This window comes from Luteibacter sp. GL_149 (assembly GCF_057834065.1).
The window spans coordinates 957,403-976,004 of the sequence record NZ_CM174395.1; the positions used below are offsets into that span (position 1 = coordinate 957,403).

At 63.5% G+C, this 18,602-nt stretch carries 16 protein-coding genes; 6 read left to right on the forward strand and 10 right to left on the reverse strand.

Features of this window, described 5'->3' with window-relative positions:
* The first annotated feature begins 129 nt into the window (after positions 1-129).
* Positions 130-1,410, forward strand: coding sequence for an NTP/NDP exchange transporter (locus AC3IR3_RS04280; protein ID WP_489195775.1), 1,281 nt, complete (start codon positions 130-132; stop codon positions 1,408-1,410).
* Here AC3IR3_RS04280 and AC3IR3_RS04285 read toward each other — a convergent pair.
* The 3 genes from AC3IR3_RS04285 to mtgA form a co-directional block, all read right to left on the reverse strand.
* Complete coding sequence (locus tag AC3IR3_RS04285; protein WP_489195776.1) at positions 1,407-1,835, reverse strand: CBS domain-containing protein; 429 nt, start codon at positions 1,833-1,835, stop codon at positions 1,407-1,409. The genes AC3IR3_RS04280 and AC3IR3_RS04285 overlap by 4 nt on opposite strands.
* 100 nt (positions 1,836-1,935) lie before the next feature.
* Positions 1,936-2,865 carry a glycosyltransferase family 2 protein gene (locus AC3IR3_RS04290; protein ID WP_489195777.1) on the reverse strand — a complete coding sequence of 310 codons (930 nt, stop codon included), beginning with the start codon at positions 2,863-2,865 and terminating at the stop codon, positions 1,936-1,938.
* A 3-nt stretch (positions 2,866-2,868) separates the two neighbouring features.
* Positions 2,869-3,561, reverse strand: a complete 693-nt coding sequence (mtgA, locus tag AC3IR3_RS04295; protein ID WP_489195778.1) for a monofunctional biosynthetic peptidoglycan transglycosylase — start codon at positions 3,559-3,561, stop codon at positions 2,869-2,871.
* 209 nt (positions 3,562-3,770) lie between these two features.
* Here mtgA and hslO point away from each other — a divergent pair, with 209 nt between their 5' ends.
* Positions 3,771-4,649 (forward strand): Hsp33 family molecular chaperone HslO, encoded by an 879-nt coding sequence (hslO, locus tag AC3IR3_RS04300; RefSeq protein ID WP_489196877.1) that lies wholly within the window; start codon positions 3,771-3,773, stop codon positions 4,647-4,649.
* A 19-nt stretch (positions 4,650-4,668) separates the two neighbouring features.
* Here hslO and AC3IR3_RS04305 read toward each other — a convergent pair whose 3' ends face one another.
* Entirely contained in the window at positions 4,669-7,566 is a 2,898-nt protein-coding gene (locus AC3IR3_RS04305) for an EAL domain-containing protein (protein ID WP_489195779.1), read from the reverse strand.
* 258 nt (positions 7,567-7,824) lie between these two features.
* On the opposite strand from AC3IR3_RS04305, the gene AC3IR3_RS04310 reads away from it, so the two are divergent.
* The gene (locus AC3IR3_RS04310; protein ID WP_489195780.1) at positions 7,825-8,778 is read left to right on the forward strand and encodes a hypothetical protein; all 954 of its coding nucleotides are present in this window, start codon (positions 7,825-7,827) and stop codon (positions 8,776-8,778) included.
* A 167-nt stretch (positions 8,779-8,945) separates the two neighbouring features.
* On the opposite strand, the gene AC3IR3_RS04315 is transcribed toward AC3IR3_RS04310, so the two are convergent.
* The 5 genes from AC3IR3_RS04315 to AC3IR3_RS04335 all read right to left on the reverse strand — a co-directional run bounded on the left by AC3IR3_RS04315 (position 8,946) and on the right by AC3IR3_RS04335 (position 13,457).
* Positions 8,946-9,851 carry a DUF4097 family beta strand repeat-containing protein gene (locus AC3IR3_RS04315; protein ID WP_489195781.1) on the reverse strand — a complete coding sequence of 302 codons (906 nt, stop codon included), beginning with the start codon at positions 9,849-9,851 and terminating at the stop codon, positions 8,946-8,948.
* A gap of 20 nt (positions 9,852-9,871) precedes the next feature.
* Complete coding sequence (locus tag AC3IR3_RS04320; RefSeq protein ID WP_489195782.1) at positions 9,872-10,291, reverse strand: hypothetical protein; 420 nt, start codon at positions 10,289-10,291, stop codon at positions 9,872-9,874.
* Complete coding sequence (locus AC3IR3_RS04325) at positions 10,291-10,836, reverse strand: RNA polymerase sigma factor (RefSeq protein ID WP_489196878.1); 546 nt, start codon at positions 10,834-10,836, stop codon at positions 10,291-10,293. Before AC3IR3_RS04325 ends, AC3IR3_RS04320 begins: the two co-directional genes overlap by 1 nt.
* A 141-nt stretch (positions 10,837-10,977) precedes the next feature.
* Positions 10,978-12,765 carry a phosphoenolpyruvate carboxykinase (GTP) gene (locus AC3IR3_RS04330; protein WP_489195783.1) on the reverse strand — a complete coding sequence of 596 codons (1,788 nt, stop codon included), beginning with the start codon at positions 12,763-12,765 and terminating at the stop codon, positions 10,978-10,980.
* 101 nt (positions 12,766-12,866) lie between these two features.
* Complete coding sequence (locus AC3IR3_RS04335) at positions 12,867-13,457, reverse strand: TetR/AcrR family transcriptional regulator (protein WP_132141962.1); 591 nt, start codon at positions 13,455-13,457, stop codon at positions 12,867-12,869.
* Between the two features lie 140 nt (positions 13,458-13,597).
* Between AC3IR3_RS04335 and AC3IR3_RS04340 the strand changes: the two genes are divergently transcribed.
* The 3 genes from AC3IR3_RS04340 to AC3IR3_RS04350 all read left to right on the forward strand — a co-directional run bounded on the left by AC3IR3_RS04340 (position 13,598) and on the right by AC3IR3_RS04350 (position 17,481).
* Positions 13,598-14,473, forward strand: coding sequence for an alpha/beta hydrolase (locus tag AC3IR3_RS04340; protein ID WP_489196879.1), 876 nt, complete (start codon positions 13,598-13,600; stop codon positions 14,471-14,473).
* A 79-nt stretch (positions 14,474-14,552) separates the two neighbouring features.
* Positions 14,553-17,024, forward strand: a complete 2,472-nt coding sequence (locus AC3IR3_RS04345; RefSeq protein WP_489195784.1) for an acyl-CoA dehydrogenase — start codon at positions 14,553-14,555, stop codon at positions 17,022-17,024.
* 226 nt (positions 17,025-17,250) lie between these two features.
* Positions 17,251-17,481 (forward strand): hypothetical protein, encoded by a 231-nt coding sequence (locus AC3IR3_RS04350; RefSeq protein WP_489195785.1) that lies wholly within the window; start codon positions 17,251-17,253, stop codon positions 17,479-17,481.
* A gap of 288 nt (positions 17,482-17,769) precedes the next feature.
* On the opposite strand, the gene AC3IR3_RS04355 is transcribed toward AC3IR3_RS04350, so the two are convergent.
* The gene (locus AC3IR3_RS04355; RefSeq protein ID WP_489195786.1) at positions 17,770-18,522 is read right to left on the reverse strand and encodes an SDR family NAD(P)-dependent oxidoreductase; all 753 of its coding nucleotides are present in this window, start codon (positions 18,520-18,522) and stop codon (positions 17,770-17,772) included.
* Positions 18,523-18,602 lie beyond the last annotated feature (80 nt).

The following is an 18,602-nucleotide window of genomic DNA, read 5'->3' on the forward strand; positions in this document are numbered from 1 at the left end:
CGCCGCCCACAACGCGTATGGCGTGACCGGAACGGGCCGGGGTGGCGGCTGGATCGGCGCCGACGCTAAGGTGGATACCCATGCTAGGCTTTGCCGCGCCGCACCAGCCCCTCTTCTACCGGACCTCACGTGAACGCACGTCGACAAGTCGCCTCTGGTGAGGGCCACGCTCTGACGCTTTCGGCCATCGCATTTTTTTTCGTGATGACCTCCTACTACATCATCCGTCCGGTACGCGATCAGCTCAGCGGCGCGGTGGGCGCGGCCGGGTTGCCCGGTTTCTATGCCATCACATTCGTGGTGATGCTGCTGCTGACCCCGGTGTTCGGCTGGGTGGTCTCCCGTTTTTCGCGACGACGCGTACTTATCGTCAGCTACGTATTCTTCGTGGTCTGTCTCGTGGCGTTCGTACCTGCTTTTCTCATTCAGGATCAGATCGGCGCGAAGGCCCTGGGTCGCGTGTTCTTTGTCTGGGTCAGCGTTTTCAATCTGTTCGTCGTGTCTCTCTTCTGGAGCTTCATGGCGGACATTTACGACAGCGCGCAGGCGCGGCGCCTTTTCTCGCTGATCGCGCTGGGCGGCATGGGCGGTGCGTTGTGCGGTCCGGCGCTGACGTCCGCTCTGGTCGGGCTGGTCGGCGTGGCCCCGCTGCTTGTCGTCTCGGCGGTCGTCCTGCTGATCGCGTTGGGTCTGCTCCTGGTCCTTGCCCGTCGCGATGCCGAATCCGGTGTTCATGCGAAAGAGCAGGAGCCTATCGGCGGTTCGTTGCTGGAAGGCGTGAAATCCGCCTGGTCGCAGCCGTTCCTGCGCAACATGGCTTTCCTCATGCTGTTGAGCGACGGCATTGCCACGATGGCCTACGCGCTCGTTGCCGATTATGCGAAGGCGCACTATCTGGACAATGCCGCCCGCACCGCTTTCTATGCGCATCTGGACCTGGCGATCAATCTGCTGGGCGCGTTGCTCCAGGTCACGCTCACACCGCTGATCCTGCGCAGGCTTGGCGCGGGCTGGGGCCTGGTGGTTCCTTCGTTGGTGAATTTCGTTCTGCTTGCACTGGTGGCGATTTTCGGCACGCCCGACATCCAGATGTTCGGCATGGCGATTTCATTGCTGACCATTGTTCAGATTGGCACGCGGGGACTGGCATACGGCATGACCAAGCCGGCGTCGGACGCTCTCTACACGCGCATGCCTCGCGAGGCGCGCTACAAGGGCAAGAACTTCATCGAGACCACGGTCTGGCGCTTCGGCGACCTTCTGGTGACGACCGGCATCCAGGCGTTGCGCGGCGTAGGCGTGACGATCGCGGGTCTCGGGCTGATTTGCGCCGCTCTCTCGGGCCTGGCCACGGTCGTGGCGCGCAGGGCTGCCCGCGCGCCCGATCTGCTTCCCGAAGAACGCGGTTAGCCCGCGATGTAACGTTGTAGCTGGCCGATTTCCTCGGCTTGCTCGTCGATCACGGCCTTCACCAGATCGCCGATCGATATCATGCCGACGACGCGATCGCCGTCGACGACCGGAAGATGGCGGATGTGGCTATCCGTGCAAAGACGCATGCAGTCGTCCACCGAGGCTTCGGCGCCTACGGTAAGCACCGGCTCGGTCATGATTTCCGAAACGGCGGTGTCGGACGAGGAGCGGCCTCTCAGGATGACCTTGCGTGCGTAGTCGCGCTCGGAAACGATGCCGGCGAGACGATCGCCCCGCAACACAACCAGGGCTCCGACGCCGCGCTCGGCCATTTGCTTGACCGCTTCCAGCACCGGTACGTCGGGCGCTATGGAATAAACCTTTGTTCCCTTGGTTTCCAGCAGATGCTTCACCTGGCGCATTGCTTCCCTCCCGAATGGTCGTGAAACGCTGTCGCGTCCAGTCTACCTCCCGCGTTGCCTGCGGGGGTAACGGTCAGGTGAAGGCACGCCTCCCGGAGGGCTACGGACGCTCTTCGTCCACGTAGTACAGGGGGCGCTGCTTACTTTCGGCATAGGTGCGGCCGACGTACTCGCCGATGACGCCGAGGGCCAGTAGCTGCGCGCCGCCCAGGAACAGGATAACGATCATCAGCGTCGGGTAGCCGCGCACCGGGTCGCCCCAGAACAGCACCTTGATCAGTATCCATATCGCGTAGACGAACGAGAACAGCGCAGCGGACAGTCCGAGCCAGGTAGCAAGACGCAGCGGCGCCGTGGAAAACGAAGTCAGGCCTTCGATCGCAAGATTGAGCAGGCGCCAGTAATTCCATTTCGTCTTGCCGGCGAGGCGCGGGTCGCGGTGATAAACGAGCGACGTCTGCCGGTAACCGACCCATGCGAACAGTCCCTTCATGAATCGCTGCCGTTCGCGCAGGGCACCGAGCGCCTTGACCGCACGGCGCGACATCAGGCGGAAGTCGCCCGTATCGCGAGGAACGGGCGTATCCGAAAGACGTTCCATGACGCGGTAGAACGCGGCGGATGTAAAACGCTTGAATGCCGTTTCGCCGTCCCGCGCGGCGCGCGTGGCGTAGACGACATCGAAGCCTTCGCGGGCGCGCGCCAGCAGGTCGGGAATGAGTTCCGGCGGGTCCTGCAGATCGGCATCGATGACGACGACCGCATCGGCGTCGGCACGGTCGAGACCGGCCGTCATGGCCGCTTCCTTGCCGAAATTGCGCGATAGCCGGATCGCGCCGACGCGTTCGTCGGCGCTGGACAGGCTGTCGATGAGCGACCAGGTGTTATCCGCGCTGCCATCGTCGACGTAGAGCACGCGGCTCGCGATGGGCATGGCGTCCAGTACGGCCATAAGCCGTGCGTGGAATGCGGGGAGAACATCGGCCTCGTTATAGGCGGGAACGACGACGGTTAGGGATTGCATGTCCATCCTTCAGCGTGTGCTCGATGGATTCCGGCGGGTCACGTAATCCGGTCCGCCGAGATGTGCCATCTGCTGGGTGATCCAGGCCGTGCGCCGCTCCACGTACGCGCTGGGCGCGTCGACACGGAGTTTCCTGGGATTGGGTAGTACCGCCGCCAGCCGCGCGGCCTGGCTCTGGGAAAGCTGGGCGGGCGACTGCCGGTAGAACGCGTCGCTGGCCGCGCCGACGCCGTAAACGCCGTCGCCCAGCTCGGCGATATTCATATAGACCTCGAGGATGCGTTGCTTCGGCCAGAGGGTCTCGATAAGTACCGTGAAGTACGCCTCGAGTCCCTTGCGCACAAAGCTGCGGCCGTTCCAGAGGAACAGGTTCTTGGCGACCTGCTGGCTGATGGTGCTGGCGCCGCGCAGGCGCTTGCCGTCGTCGGCGGCATCGATGGCGTCCTGGATCGCGTCCACGTCGAAACCGTGATGAAACGGGAATTTCTGGTCTTCCGCCGCCACCATGGCCAGCGGTACCTGGGGCGATACCTGGGACCACGCGACCCATCGATGGCGCAGCGTGAAATCCTTTTCGCCCTGCAGTACGGCGTCTACGCGGCGTTCCATCATCATGGCGCTGGTCCAGGGCGGGATGAAGCGCAGCGCCAGTACGACGAAGCAGGACAGTGCCAGCCACGACACCGCGAGAACGGCGAGCATGCGAACGATACGGCGGCGGACTGTCGGTCGGTGTTCGGGGCTCATGGTGTCGGCATGGCGAAGGATGCGGCAGTATACGTTTGCCCGCGACGCATGAGTCCGGCGGCGGCGCCTTGCCCCCGCGCCCCGGAACCCCCATGTTTCGCGGCTTGACCCGGAGGACTACCGTGATTGAGCCCATCGTCGAACAGGTGCCCGTCGAAGACGTGATGCATCGATTCATGCTGGAGCGCGCTGGCGTGCGCGGTGTTCTGGTGCGTCTTGGCACGAGCTGGCGCGAAATCGCCTCGCGTGCGGAATATCCGGACGAGCTGCGCGATCTGCTGGGGCAGTCCATGGCCGCCAGCGCGCTGCTTACCGGCAACATCAAATTCGAAGGATCGCTGTCGCTCGAATTTCGCAGCGATGGGGCGATCCGTATGTTGTTCGCCGAATGCACGGACGAAGGTCGCCTGCGCGGCCTTGCCCGCTGGGAGGGCGACCTGCCTTCGCCGCTGGATCTGAAAGAGCTGCCCGCGGCCATGCTGGCGATCACGATCGGCACGGCCGAACGCGGACAGCGCTACCAGGGCCTGGTCGACCTGGACGATGCTCCCGACGTAGCGGGCGCGATCGAAAACTATTTCGAGAAGTCCGAACAGTTGCCCGCCCGCATTCTGCTGGCCGCGGACGGCGATCAGGCTGTCGGTCTGATGCTGCAGCGGGTGCCGGGCGAGGGCGGTCACAGCGCGGCCGAAGAAGACCTGGATGCGTGGAATCGCGTGAGTCAGCTCACCAATACGCTGGGTACGGCCGAAATGCTCGCCACGCGTCCGGAAGATCTGCTGTACCGGCTGTATCACGAAGAAATCGTGCGGCTGTACGATCCGCGCGAAGTGACATTCGGCTGCACTTGCTCGCGTGAGCGTGTGGACTCCATGCTTCGCTCGCTGGGACGCGACGAAATCGAGGCCACGCTGGAGCAGCGTGGCGGCGAGATCGAAGTGATCTGCGAGTTCTGCGCCACCCGTTATACGTTCGACCGTGTGGACGCCGAGCACCTGCTGAGCGGCGCCGATGCTTCCGAAGGTCCTTCGACGTTGCAGTAAATGTCGGGGAGGCGCGCTCTTAAAGACTCAGGGTCAACGGGGTGCGCAGCCACTTGGTCGCCGGTGCCGGTTGCGCGAACAGGAAGCCCTGGCCGTATCGGCAGCCGACGCTCTGTAGCACCCGCTTCTGCGATTCCGTTTCGATGCCTTCGGCGATGACCTGCATTTTCAGCGAGTCGGCCAGCGCCTGGATCGCACGGACGACGGCCGTGCTGTGGCCTTCGCCTTCGTCCGATAGTTCGACCACGAACGAGCGATCGATCTTGAGTGTTTCAATTGGATACTGGTGCAGGTAGCTCAGTGACGAGTAGCCGGTGCCGAAGTCGTCCAGCGCGATACCCACGCCATGGGCGCGCAGATTGTCGAGCATGCGTTTAACCTGCGCGGGATTCTCGAGCAGCGCACGTTCGGTGACTTCCACGCGGATCGAACGCGCAGGCACGTCGTGCTCCGCCAGCAGGTCGAGCAAGCGCTGGTCCAGGTTCGGCGAACGGAAGTGGCTTCCCGAAACGTTGATGCTGATGAATCCCTCGTTACGTGCCAGCGCGCGTGCCTGGAGACAGACCTGCTGGAATATCTGCCAGTCGATCGCCTCCGCGCAGCCGGTGTCCTCTGCGACGGACAGGAAATCGGCAGGCGCCAGCAAACCGCGTTCCGGATGTCGCCAGCGAAGCAAGGCTTCGTAGCCGACAACGCGGCTGTCGGCCAGTTCGACAATGGGCTGGTAGTACGGAACGAACTCGTTGCGGGTCAGCGCACGGCGAAGGTCTCCCTCCAGTTCCAGCAGTGACAGGGCTTCGCGACGCAGGCGATCGTCGAATACTGCGGCGCGGTGCCGGCCCTCGTCCTTCGCCCGATACATGGCCGAATCCGCATCGCGCAGCAATTCTTCCGGTCGTTTGTACTCCGGCGTCGGTAGCGCGATGCCGATCGATGCCGAGGTGAAGATCTCTTTCGGACCAAGACGGAAAGGCGCCTGCAACTGATCGATGATCCGCTCGGCGATCTGCGTGGCGGATTGCGGGTCGGTGATGCCTTCGACCAGCACCGCGAACTCGTCGCCGCCGAGACGCGCCACGACGTCGCGCGTTTTAAGACACGCACGCACGCGTCCGCCGACCTGGAACAGCAGATCGTCGCCAACGAGGTGGCCTACCGAGTCGTTGATGACCTTGAACCGGTCGAGGTCAATGAACAGCACGGCGAAGAGTGCGGTGGGATCTTCGTGATAATGATTGAGTGCCTGCTCCAGGCGCTGCAGCAACAGCGTGCGGTTCGGCAGTCCGGTCAGGGAATCGTGCAGGGTTTCGTATTTCAGGCGACGTTCGACCCGCTCGCGCTCGGCGATCTGTTCGCGCAGATCGCGATTGGCGAGCGCCAGCGCGCGGGTGCGTTCCGTCACGCGGCGTTCGAGGCTGGCATACGCCTGTTTCAGCGATTCGGTGGTGTATTTGCGCTGCAACGCATTGGCGATGTGGTAGCTGACAAAGGTCAGCAGTTCCTGATCCCGCGGGCTATAGGTGTGTTCGGGCGAATAGCTCTGAACCGCCAGTACGCCCATGGATTTTTCGTTCCAGATCAGCGGAACGCCAAGCCAGTGCAGCGAGCGCGCGCCGCTGCTGGTCAGGATCTGCTCGCGGTGCAACCGGTCGACTTCGTCGCGATCGGCGAGCAGGGCTTTGCCATTGCGCAGCACGAATTCGGTCAGTCCGCGTCCCAGCTCGCGCGGTTCGCGCGCGCCGTCCACTTCGTCGACCGAGTAGGGGAAGGTGAGTTTGCTTTGGTCTTCGGTGAGCAGCGCAATATAGAAATTGCGTGCGTACAGAAGGCCGCCGATGACGCGATGCACGGCGGCGTAGAAGTTTTCGATGCTGTCGGACGTGTTCGCGAGCTCGGCGATGCGGAACAGCGCGGCCTGCAGTCGTTCGCCGCGCTGGCGCTGCAAGACCTGTTGGCGCAGCACGCGGTTGGCCTCGCGCAATGCGGCCGTACGGGTGGTGACGCGGCGTTCCAGTTCTTCGTGGGCCTGGCGTCGTTCCAGCGCCGTCTGCACGTGCTGGGCGACGTAGGTCAGCAGTTCGCGGTCGTTTTCCGTGTAGCGCGTGTCGTCGCGATAGCTTTGCACGACCAGTGCGCCGACGACGTCGTCGCCGCGCTTCATCGGCACGCCGAGCCAGTCCTCGCTGGGCGGCCCGGCACGACGGTGCGGCCCGGGAATTTCCAGTTCGAGATCGGAACTGGCGCCCATCATCGAGCGGCCCTCGTGCAGCAGGTACCACGTCAGGCTGTGCTCGATCTCGTCGATCGGACGGACGCCCTCGGGATCGGGGATGTCCGGATCGAGCGAGTCGACGAAATAAGGGAAGCGTACCGTCTGTGCCTGGGCATCGAACAGGACGATGAAGAAGTTTTCCGCATACATGAGGCTGCCGACGATGCTGTGCAGCGAGCTCATCATGTCTTTCATGTTGTGTTCGGCGCCGGCCTGTTCGGCGATGGCGTACAGGGCGCGTTGCAGGCGTTCGGCCAGCGCCAGACGGGAAATCGCTTCATAAAGATTAGCGGTCTCCGCAAGCTGGCGCAGGCGAACGGCGGCCAGGCGCCCGACCCAGGACACCGGGTCGTGCCAGAGGTGGCGATCGGTGTTCGCTGTGCGCAGGTCGAGTACCCGCAGCGTCCGCGGTTCGACGGCAAGCTCCAGCGCCACATGGCCGGGCAGGTCGTCGACCGGGGCGTCCGCATTGCGCCAGGTCACCCTGGCGTCGGGAACGAAACACGTCACCAGCAGGCGGCACTCGTCCGCGACCAATTCCGCGTCGGTCGCGCGGAAGAGTCGTTCGACCGCCCCGTGCAGGGGTTCGTAGTCCCCCGGATAGGACTCAGTCGTGGCCGTGCTGTGTTCAGAAGCGATGGTCATCGCTGGCGGCGGTTCCGGGTCAGGGTTGAGGCAGTTTATATGGGTATGGCTGCTTGCGGCGATGTTCGGGGAGGGTTGTGAAAGTCAGGTGCAAGGCCGGGAACCGGGGCCCGCCATGGATAAACGGCAGCGTAAGCCTTTCCTGAAGCGACCCTGATGGGGTGTTAGTAAAAAGTAAAATGGGGTATTCTTGGGCTGTTCTCGTATGGCTGTGACGGGACCTCGGGGATTGCAGCCAACCTTGTCGACACGATACCTATGCGCCGATCACTTTCCACCTTGCTTCTGCTCCTGCCGCTCGCTGCGGCCGGTCAGGTCGTGCCTGGCGGAAATGACGCGGAAGCCGCACGTTTGCTGGGTCAGCAGCCGGGTTCGTGGCAAACGACGGGTACCACGACGCCCTTGTGGCGTGCTCCCGACGGCCGGGCCCTTGCCGTGCATACCGATGACAACCCGGCGCCGACCGCTCCACTGAGTCTGCGGCCGCTGGACAGTTCGCGGCTGATCACGTCGGGTCTTCAGTACGATCTGGGGCCGCGTCTTCAGGCGCATGCCGACGTAAGCGGCCAGGCATGGCTCAATTCCACCGAATCCTGCGGCAGCAGCGTTTCCACCCGTACGGATCTGTGCAGCACCCCCGGCGCGCCGCCGCGCATCGTGGGCAGCGAGGTAGGGGCCACTTTCCGTGGCGATGCCTACAGCCTTGGCGTCGGCATCGGTTCCTCCCGCCCTTCGTCGAGCAACCCGGTGCTTCCGCGTGTCGTGCCCGGTCTGTCGACGGCATCCGGCCTGCCGCTGGGAGTATTCGCCTCCAGCACCGAACTGAATGCCTTCGGCAGGGTGAATTTCGACGCCCGCAGCGGTATCGACCTCGGTGCCAGCGTCGGCCGTATCCGGCTGCTGCCAGGCAATCTGCTGGGGGTCGGTTCGATCGATCAGAAAGCGTTGAGTTTCGGCGTCGAACGCGGTCCGCTCAGCGGCTCGATCACCGGCCGCACGATGCAGCCTGAAGCCGCCGCCATCAACGGCCTGAACAGCGAGCGTCGCTGGTCGTCCATCGATCTTGGCGTTACCTGGCATCTGCCCTGGCGGGGCGCACTCAGTGTCGGTGCGCAGAACGTCTGGTCCTCGGGCAATGCCCCGACGCCCGCCGTAGGTCCGGAGCCGGATCAGGGCCGTACGCCGTACGTCCAGTACCACCAGGATCTCTGATCCCACCGCGGTGTTGTGCGTAGAAGCGCTTTCGAGCGCGATTGCCACGAAGCACGCCGCCCTAAGTCGCGGTAGACGCGAGATAGACGATTCGCCGATCGTTCGCACCCCATGTTCCCGGGGATCGCGTTCGAGCGCGCTTCTGCAAATAGAGTACCGCGTGTGGCTTATCGGTCCTGCTTGCGTATCTTCACGTCGCCGCTGAACGACTCGATGTGCACGTATCCATTGCCATCGCCGATCGTGGCCTTCAGCTCCTTGCCCGGACCGTCCTCGCCCTTCGATGCGTTGCCATAGTCGCTGCGGATTTCGCCGCTGAAGGTGGAGACCGCCAGCCGTGCCGAGGTGTCGGACGGTAGCTGCACCTGCACGTCGCCGCTCATGGAATCGACATCGATCTTGCCGTCGCGGGCGGGACCGCCATTGACCTGGACATCGCCCGATACGGTACTGAACGACGCTTCGCGCCATGGGCCGCCGCCGACTGTCATGCGTCCGGATACCGTCTGCGCATCCACTTTTTCGGCGACCGTCGGTGCGACGATGTCGCCACTGACGGTCTGCAGGTCGGCCTTGTTCGCCCTGCCGGAGAAGTCGATATTGCCGCTGACGCTCTGCACTTCGATAGAAGGCGTACGGGCGCTGGCCCGCACGCGGCCGCTGACCGTATTGATGCTGATACGTCCGCCATCGAGCCCGTCGATACTGACCGGCGCACTGACGACATTGATATCCACGCCGACCGACTTGGGCACGCGTATGTTGAGGATGGTGGGCTGCATGCGGGTATCGTTACCCCAGCTCATCCAGCCGGACTTACCGCCCGACTCGACCTTGATATTCACTTCGTGCTCGTCGCCTTCGATTTCCAGCGGTCGGGCGCCATCGCCCAGCGTGCCCGACACCTGCACAGTATTGCGATCCCAGGCGGTGACGGTCACTTCGCCCTTCACGTTGTCGATGTTGACGTGAGCGTTCGCACGCACGTCGCGATTGAGATTGATCGGTGTGCCGGCGAGGGCCTGACCGATCGACAAAGCCAGCAGCAGGGGGACGTAATAGAGCGTTTTCATGGGATTCTCTTCTGCGAGGCTTAGCCGGCTTGCTGTTCGATGTGACGCAGACGATCGCGTTGGCGTTCGGTTCGTTCCAGGAGACGTTGCAACGCCGGGGAGTCGGGCGAATCCTGAATGGCCTGGCTCAGTTCCATGCGTGCGGCATCCAGTTCCACGGCGGCGCCGGAAAGGCGCGGATCGGTCGGTTTCCAGGGCGGAGCGCTGGCAAAGTCGGGAGCCGGGTTTGCCGCGATCAGATGGAGTCCCAACCCGCCACCCAGCACCGCGACGCCGGCGATCGCCGCCGCCATCAGCCATGGGCGTCCACGCTGGCGACTGGCAGGAGCTAGCGTCGCCGACTCGTCGAGTCGACGGTCGATGTCCGCCCACAGGTCGCGCCGCGGCGTGACCGGCTGTTTCATCGCGCGCATCTGGCGCAGGTAATCGAGTTCGTTCATCACTTTTCTCCCAGCGCGCGACGGAGCAGACCCCGCGCGCGATGCAGTTGCGCTTTCGACGAGCCGACCGCCATACCGAGTTCGGTGGCGATCTCCTCATGCTTCCAGCCTTCCACGTCGTGCAATACCAGTACAGCGCGAGCCCTCGGAGGTAGTGCGCCGATAGCTTGCTCGAGTTCCTCGCGTTCCGCGGGACAGAACGGCCGGTCGGCCTGATCCGGAAGGTGTTCTTCATCCATGATGGTGACCGGGTCCGCGTTGCGGGCGCGTATGGACATCAGCGCGGTATTCACCGCAAGGCGGTAGATCCATGTACCGAAGGCGCTTTCGAAGCGGAAACTTTCCAGCTTCTGCCACGCCTTCACGAAGGCTTCCTGGACCAGGTCTTCCGCTCGCGCATGGTCGAATGCGGCAAGCCGGAGGACCGCGCCGTACACCCGGTCGGCGTGACGGCGGTAGAGCGTTTCGAACGCCTTGCGATCGCCTGCCGCGGCGGCGCGCACGACATCGTCGTCGGACGATTCCGCGGGCAGCTCAGGCTGCATGAATGTTTTGCTGGCGAGGCATAGGGCGCTCATCTTGCCAGCTTGGATGCCCGTTGGGGCGCAATGGTTTAAGGATTGTGGCGGGGTAAACGAAAACGCCCGGCGAGTGCCGGGCGTTCTGCGTTCCAGGTGTCCTTTGGATCAGCTTATCGCGCGTTCCTTTTCCGTACCCGCCGCTGCCGCGACGAGAGCGTCGCCGACCCGCTTGCGTTCCGCCTTCAGCCGTTCGGGCATCCGCTCGCCAAAGCTGTCCAGGTATTCGCCGATATGATCCAGCTCGGCCCGCCAGCCTTCGACGTCCACGTTCAGCAGTTCGGCCAGGGCGCCATTTCTGAGTGCAAGATCCCGGACATTCAGTTCGCCTGCGGCGGGTACCGTGCCGATCGGTGTTTCGAGACCCGGTACGGTCCCATCGACCCGGCCGATCATCCATTCCAGGACGCGCAGGTTGTCGCCGTAGCCGGGCCACATGAAGGCGCCATTGCCGTCCTTGCGGAACCAGTTGACGTGAAAGATCTTCGGCAGGTGCGCGCCGGGGCGGTCGAAGGACAGCCAGTGCGCGAAGTAATCGGCGAAGTTGTAGCCGCAGAACGGCTTCATCGCCATCGAGTCGCGACGCAGAACGCCCACCGCGCCCGTGGCCGCCGCCGTGGTTTCCGAGCCCATGGCCGCGCCGACCAGTACGCCATGCGCCCAGTCCCTGGCCTCGAACACCAGCGGAACCAGCGAGGGGCGACGACCGCCGAAGACAATGGCCGAAAGGGGAACGCCGCGCGCTTCTTCCGCTTCGGGAGCCCAGCTCGGGCACTGCTTCGCACTGACGGTAAATCGCGAATTGGGATGAGCCGCCGGACCGTTCGCCTTGTCGTAAGGACGTCCTTGCCAGTCGGTCGCCGGTTCGCCTTCGCCAAGACCTTCCCACCAGGGACGGTTGTCCGCGGTGAGCGCGACATTGGTGAAGATGGCATCGTGGCCTAGCGTGGCCAGCGCGCTGGGATTGGTATTCGGACCGGTGCCCGGCGCCACGCCGAAGTAGCCGGCCTCCGGATTGATGGCCCATAGACGTCCGTCTTCGCCCGGCGTCATCCAGCAAATGTCGTCGCCGACGGTCCATATCTTCCAGCCGTCTTTGCGATGGCCTTCGGTCGGAATCAGCATCGCGAGGTTGGTCTTGCCGCAGGCGGACGGGAAGGCCGCGGCGATGTAGTGCTTTTCGCCTTTGGGATTTTCCACGCCGACGATCAGCATGTGTTCGGCCAGCCAGCCTTCCTGACGCGCCTGGTAGCTGGCGATGCGCAGCGCATGGCATTTCTTGCCGAGCAGAGCGTTGCCGCCATAGCCCGAACCGATCGACTTGATCGAGAGTTCGTCGGGGAAATGCATGATGAACCGGCGCTCGGGATCGAGGTCGCCCGTGGAATGCAGGCCGCGGACGAAGCGGCCTTCACGCTCGATGCGTTTCAGCGCCGGCGTACCCATGCGCGTCATGATGCGCATGTTGGCGACGACGTAGGGACTATCGGTGATCTCCACGCCGCAGCGGGCGATCGGCGAATCGATCGGACCCATGCAATACGGAATCACATACATGGTGCGGCCGCTCATCGCGCCATCGAAGAGAGCGTCGATCTTCGCGTGCGCGTCCGCCGGTGCCATCCAGTGATTGTTCGGGCCGGCGTCGTCTTCCTTCGGCGTGCAGACGAAGGTGAGATGTTCGACGCGGGCGACATCGGAAGGATGCGACCGGTGCAGATAGCTGCGCGGGTTCGTTTCCGGGTTCAGTGCGATCAGGTCGCCCGTCCCGAGCATCGTTTCGACGAGGCTGTCGTACTCGGCGTCGGAGCCGTCGCACCAGTGAATCCGGTCTGGCCGAGTGAGCCGGGCGACTTCGTCGACCCAGCGATTCAACGGTTCCAGAGAGCTTGCCATTTCGCGCATCCTTCGTGGTCTCCATGTAAAAACATGGGGAGACAGTAGTTTGCGAGCGCTGGTATTGGCAAGGTACGACGCAGCATCCTGCGCCGTATCGTTCAGTTGCCGGTTTTTTCCGGCGTCAGCGTCGCGATGACATGTTCGACGTAAGCGTCGAATTCATCGTGACTGAGTCGCGGCAGTCCCAGCGTGAAATTGAGTTGAAGGAAACCCACGTATGCCGCATAGGTAAGACGCGCGCGATGCAGGGCAGTGACCGGTTCCAGGCCGGCCTCGCGATACATCGCGTTGAGGAAATCCATCCGTCGCTGGGACACGCGCGCCATGACCGGCACCACCTGTGGGTGGTCCAGCGCTTTGAGCAGGGCGGCGTAGACACGGTGCGGCTGCAATTCGTGCGCCACGCGGCGGAACAGTTCCGGCAGGCGCTGGCGCGGATCGCTGATCAGCTCCATCTTGCCCAGGACTTCCCGTTCGCCGTATTCCTCCCAGCGCTCCAGTGCCGCCTGAAGCAGGGCTTCACGCGTACGGAAGTGCCAATAGAAGCTACCCTTGGTGACGCCGAGGCGCCGCGCGAGGGCTTCGACAGCAAGGGCGCCCACGCCTTGTTCGGCGATAAGGGCCAGGGCGCCGTCTTCCCAATCTTCGGCGGACAGACGGACTCGTTCGTTTTTGGCACCGGCATTCATCGGCGCATGGTAGCGGACCGGCGGCGCATTGCAATCGGGGCGTGCCCCACCATGCTGCATAAGACCTTGACTTTCAACGCGTTGAATGACCGTACGGCGGCGTATTGACGCGATGGCAATGGAGTTACATACTCAGGCGTATGGTTGCCAATCCCTCCCTCGTTACATCCCGGCGCGAGACCGTCGTATCCCGTGACGGTATCTCTATCGCTGTCGAGCGGTGGCCCGGTTCGCGCCGGCCGTCGCTGGTCTTCGCGCATGGTTTCGGCCAGACGCGGAACGCCTGGACGGGCGCGGCCCGAAGTCTTGCCGAACGCGGCTTCGACGCGACGACCTTCGATGCGCGAGGCCACGGTGAAAGCGATCGCTTGCCGGGCGGCGACTATCACATGGAACAGTTCGTGGCCGACCTTGGGGCCGTCGTCGCCCGGCGGGCCAGCGAAGACGGCGTCGCCCCGGTGTTGGTCGGCGCCTCGATGGGCGGCTTGCTCGGCCTGGTGGTCGCGGGCGAGTCTGAAGGCGCCGCGCCTTTCTCGGCGCTGGTGCTGGTCGATATCACGCCACGCTGGGAAACGGCCGGCGTCGAACGTATCCTAGGTTTCATGCGCGCGCACCCCGACGGATTCGCCAGCTACGACGAGGCAGCGACGGCGATCGAGATCTATATGCCGCATCGTCGCGAACGCAAGACCGAGTCGCAGCTGAGGCCATTGATGCGTCAGGACGAAACAGGCCGCCTGCGCTGGCACTGGGACCCGGCGCTGCTCGAGGGCGTCGTCGCAGAAAGCGAACGCTATCAGCCGCGTCTGTTCGCCGCCGCCGCCCGCGTCCAGGTGCCTGTTCTCCTTTTATCCGGTGGTCGCAGCGACGTCGTGTCGCGCGATACCGTCGACGAATTCCTGCGGCTGGTTCCGCACGCGCGGCACGTGGCGTTGTCGGACGCGACCCACATGGTCGCCGGCGACGCCAATGACACGTTCACGCGGGAAATCGCCACGTTTGTGGAAACTCTGTAACCGAATCTGAGTACCAACCGGCCGGGTCCGAAACGTCCCGGCTGCATCGAAGCCTGAAGACAGTAACGAGGTAACCCCGATGTCCGTGATTCTTGTAGTGCTTGCGGCGTTGATCGCCTCCGGCGCGTGTGCCTACCATCGCACCAGCCTGCGTACGTGGGTCGTGGCGACGGCTGTCACCGTCCTGGTCGTCGGGCTGCTTGCCCGCGCGCCCGTCACGACGGTGGTCCTGCTGATCGTCCTCGCCCTGGTGTCCGCTCCCTTGCTGATGGTGGATTTCCGCCGCAAGAAGATCAGTGCACCGCTGCTCTCGCTGTTCGCGAAGGTCACGCCGAAGCTCTCCGCTACCGAGCAGACCGCGCTCGAAGCCGGCACGGTCGGTTTCGAGGGCCAGCTGTTCTCGGGCAAGCCCGAATGGTCCGAGCTGCTGAAGCAGCCGAAACCCGAGCTCAGCGTCGAAGAGCAGGCGTTCCTCGACGGGCCCGTCGAAGAGCTCTGCGGCATGGTCGACGACTGGCAGATCACGCACGAGCTGGCGGACCTGCCGCCGGACATCTGGGAATTCCTCAAAAAGAATCGCTTCTTCGGCATGATCATCCCGAAGACCTACGGCGGCCTCGGTTTCTCCGCGCTGGCTCATTCGGCGGTGTTGCAGAAGCTGTCCAGCATGTCGCAGACGCTGGCTTCCACGGTGGCCGTGCCCAACTCGCTCGGGCCGGGCGAATTGCTGATGCATTACGGCAGCGACGAACAGAAGAACCACTATCTGCCGCGTCTCGCGGACGGCCGTGAAATTCCCTGCTTCGCGCTGACTGGTCCCTATGCCGGTTCCGACGCTACGTCGATTCCGGATTACGGCATCGTTACCAAGGGCATGTGGAACGGCGAGGAAACCGTCGGTATCCGTCTGACCTTCGACAAGCGCTACATCACGCTGGCACCGGTTGCCACGGTGGTCGGCCTTGCGTTCCGCATGTACGACCCGGACAAGCTGCTGGGCGAAAAGGAAGATCTCGGCATCACGCTGGCGCTGCTGCCGCGCGAAACCCCGGGGATGGAAATCGGTCGTCGCCACTTCCCGTTGAATACGCCGTTCCAGAATGGCCCGATTCATGCGAAGGGCGTTTTCGTGCCGCTGTCGACGCTGATCGGCGGACCGCACATGGCCGGGCAGGGTTGGCGCATGTTGGTCGAATGCCTGTCGGTCGGTCGCGCGATCTCGCTGCCGTCGAACGCCACGGGTGCCGCGCGCATGGCCGTGTCGGCTACCGGTTCGTATGCCCGTATGCGTAAGCAGTTCGGTCTGGCGATCGGGCGCTTCGAAGGTGTCGAGGAAGCGCTCGCCCGTATCGGCGGACTGACGTATGCGACGCAGGCACTGTCGCGTGCCACGGCCGCGGCCGTCGATCGCGGCGAAAAGCCAGCGGTGCCGTCGGCTATTGCGAAGTACCACGCCACCGAATGGTGCCGCCAGATCGCCAGCGACGCGATGGATGTGCACGGCGGCAAGGGTGTCATCCTCGGCCCGAAGAACTACATGGGGCGCGGCTGGCAGAGCGTGCCCATCGCCATCACGGTCGAGGGCGCGAACATCATGACGCGCAGCCTGATGATCTTCGGTCAGGGCGCTATCCGCTGCCATCCTTATGTGCTGAAGGAAATGCAGGCGCTCGCTATCGAAGACTATCGCGAGCGTCTGAGCACCTTCGACAAAGCGCTGTTCGGTCACGTCGGCTTCGGTATCTCCAACGCGGTGCGCAGCTTCACGCTCGGCATCACGGCATCGCGCATCGGCGAAACCGCCGGCGATGCGTATACCCGTCGTTACTACCGCAAGCTCAATCGTTACTCCGCCGCGCTGGCGCTTTGCGCCGACGTCGCCATGGGCGTGCTGGGCGGCAAGCTGAAGTTCAAGGAAAAGCTCTCCGCACGTCTCGGCGATGTCCTGAGCTTCCTCTACATTGCCAGCGCCATGCTGAAGCGCTACGAGGATACGGGCCGTCCGGAAGCCGACCGCCCCTTGCTGGCGTGGGCCTTCCATGAATGCGTGTATCGCATGCAAGAAGCGCTCGATGGCGTCATCCGCAACTTCCCGGTCCGTCCGGTGGCGTGGGTGTTGCGCGTGCTGGTCTTCCCGTTCGGTCGTCGCGAAGTGCCGCCGTCGGATCGCCTGGGTCGTCGCGTCGCCGCGCTGATCACGGCACCCAGCGAAGCCCGCGACCGCCTGACGACATGGACATACCTGACCCCGACGGCGAACAACACGGTAGGTCGCATGAACGCGCTGCTGCCCGACGTGATCGCCGCCGAACCGGTGGAGCGCAAGCTGGTGAAGGCGCAGAAGAGCGGCCTGATCAAGGCGCACGAGTACAACGACCAGCTGATCGAAGCCGAGAAGCTGGGCGCCATCACCGCGGCGGAGCGCGAACTGCTCCAGCGCGTGCGTGACGGCGTCGCCGAATTCATCTCGGTCGACGACTTCGATACGTCGGAACTGCGCTCGGCCGTGATCCGCGGCGAGCATCCGGTGAAGAACGTCAGGGCGGCCTGAGGGTCGCGTTGATGGAAACAGAGGCCCGCGGAAACGCGGGCCTTTTTTTGTTTCACGCTGACTCCAGCACCGAAATGCGACGGAGTACGACGTAGCCAGATACAGCATGTTTATCAAGGGCTTAGATCGCTTCAACATATGCCGGTGCTTTCCGAAACCCGCCCCGGCTTTCCTTCTGACGGCTCTTAGCTGACACCTGGATTCCGAGGCTATCCGAGGAGTCAGCATGGCTAAGATCAAGCTCACCAAGACCGCCGTTGAATCGGCACAAGCTCAGGCGCAGGCCGTCGAACTGCGGGATACCGTGGTGCCCGGCTTCCTGTGCAAGATTACCCCAGCGGGCCGCAAGGTGTTCATGCTCCAGTACCAGACGAACGCTGGCTCCTTCGCAAGCGTCTGCATGCGGCCGACGGGATCGTTCTTGAAGTGGGCGACTTCGGCCGGCACAAAGCTGTAGACCCGTCCTTTGGGTCCCACGACGTCGGAGAAGAGACGGGTCCAGTCGCCGTCGCCTGGATAAATGTCGATGACGGTGGAGCCCGCATCGACTCGTGCAAACCGGATCAACTCGGATAATTTGGATTGGTCGTACATTGGGATCTCCTTTGCGATTGGGAGACGAGTGCGCGGCGCGTGGGGGCAATCTGCGGATTAAATGTGATCATCGAACTATTCGATCACGATTCATCAGTCGAACTTGACCAGATCCTTAAAGATCAATTGACCCCACGGGAGCGCGCCAGGGTCAGACCTGCGCCATGCCCCCATCGACGGGAAGATCGATACCGGTGATGTAGGAACTTTCGTCGGAGGCAAGGAACGTGACTGCTGCGGCGATTTCCTCGGGCGTGCCCCTGCGGCCCATTGGGATTTGCGTGATGAACTGCGCGGCTGCTTGCTCAGCCTGTTCAGCGGTAAGGCCCGTCGTCGTCGCCAAGGCCGGGGTGTCGATCGCTCCGGGACTCATGCAGTTCACACGGATCTTGCGGTCTATCAATTCCTTGGCCCAGCCGCGCGCGAAGTTGCGTACAGCCGCCTTGCTCGCGGCGTAAGCAGTAAATGCCGGAAGCCCGAGCACGTTTGAGACCGAAGAGGTCAGGATAATCGAACCGCCGTCTTTGAAGAGGGGAAGGGCCTTCTGCACCGTAAAGAACATCCCCTTCACGTTCACGTCGAAGGTCTGGTCGAAATGGGCCTCGGTCGCTACCGCGAGCGGTGCGATTGTCCCTGCGCCCGCGTTCGCGAAGAGAATGTCGATGTGACCATGCTTCTCTTCCACGACGGCATAGAGCCGGTCCAGATCTTCCAAGCGCGACACGTCGCCCACGACCGTCGTAACGTTTCTCATGATGGCGGCGGCGGCCTCCTTCAGCTCTTTCTCTCGTCGCCCAGTGATCGCGACGTGCGCACCTTCTTCCACGAAGCGCTTGGCTGTGGCCAAGCCAATCCCGCTGCTTCCGCCCGTGATGACGGCAACCTTGCCTTCTAGTTTTTTCACAATCTTTCGCCTTTCGTTTGTGGTGTAAGACAGCGCCGCTGTTCCCATGGATACAAAGGCGCTGTATCATTTGGATCGCT

Bases quoted from the DNA above. Each gene is read 5' to 3' on its own strand.
- AC3IR3_RS04285 (WP_489195776.1), bottom strand. From the start codon at position 1,835: ATGCGCCAGGTGAAGCATCTGCTGGAAACCAAGGGAACAAAGGTTTAT.
- AC3IR3_RS04290 (WP_489195777.1), bottom strand. From the start codon at position 2,865: ATGGACATGCAATCCCTAACCGTCGTCGTTCCCGCCTATAACGAGGCC.
- mtgA (WP_489195778.1), bottom strand. From the start codon at position 3,561: ATGCTCGCCGTTCTCGCGGTGTCGTGGCTGGCACTGTCCTGCTTCGTC.
- hslO (WP_489196877.1), top strand. From the start codon at position 3,771: ATGCATCGATTCATGCTGGAGCGCGCTGGCGTGCGCGGTGTTCTGGTG.
- AC3IR3_RS04305 (WP_489195779.1), bottom strand. From the start codon at position 7,566: ATGACCATCGCTTCTGAACACAGCACGGCCACGACTGAGTCCTATCCG.
- AC3IR3_RS04310 (WP_489195780.1), top strand. From the start codon at position 7,825: ATGCGCCGATCACTTTCCACCTTGCTTCTGCTCCTGCCGCTCGCTGCG.
- AC3IR3_RS04315 (WP_489195781.1), bottom strand. From the start codon at position 9,851: ATGAAAACGCTCTATTACGTCCCCCTGCTGCTGGCTTTGTCGATCGGT.
- AC3IR3_RS04320 (WP_489195782.1), bottom strand. From the start codon at position 10,291: ATGAACGAACTCGATTACCTGCGCCAGATGCGCGCGATGAAACAGCCG.
- AC3IR3_RS04325 (WP_489196878.1), bottom strand. From the start codon at position 10,836: ATGCAGCCTGAGCTGCCCGCGGAATCGTCCGACGACGATGTCGTGCGC.
- AC3IR3_RS04330 (WP_489195783.1), bottom strand. From the start codon at position 12,765: ATGGCAAGCTCTCTGGAACCGTTGAATCGCTGGGTCGACGAAGTCGCC.
- AC3IR3_RS04335 (WP_132141962.1), bottom strand. From the start codon at position 13,457: ATGAATGCCGGTGCCAAAAACGAACGAGTCCGTCTGTCCGCCGAAGAT.
- AC3IR3_RS04340 (WP_489196879.1), top strand. From the start codon at position 13,598: ATGGTTGCCAATCCCTCCCTCGTTACATCCCGGCGCGAGACCGTCGTA.
- AC3IR3_RS04345 (WP_489195784.1), top strand. From the start codon at position 14,553: ATGTCCGTGATTCTTGTAGTGCTTGCGGCGTTGATCGCCTCCGGCGCG.
- AC3IR3_RS04350 (WP_489195785.1), top strand. From the start codon at position 17,251: ATGGCTAAGATCAAGCTCACCAAGACCGCCGTTGAATCGGCACAAGCT.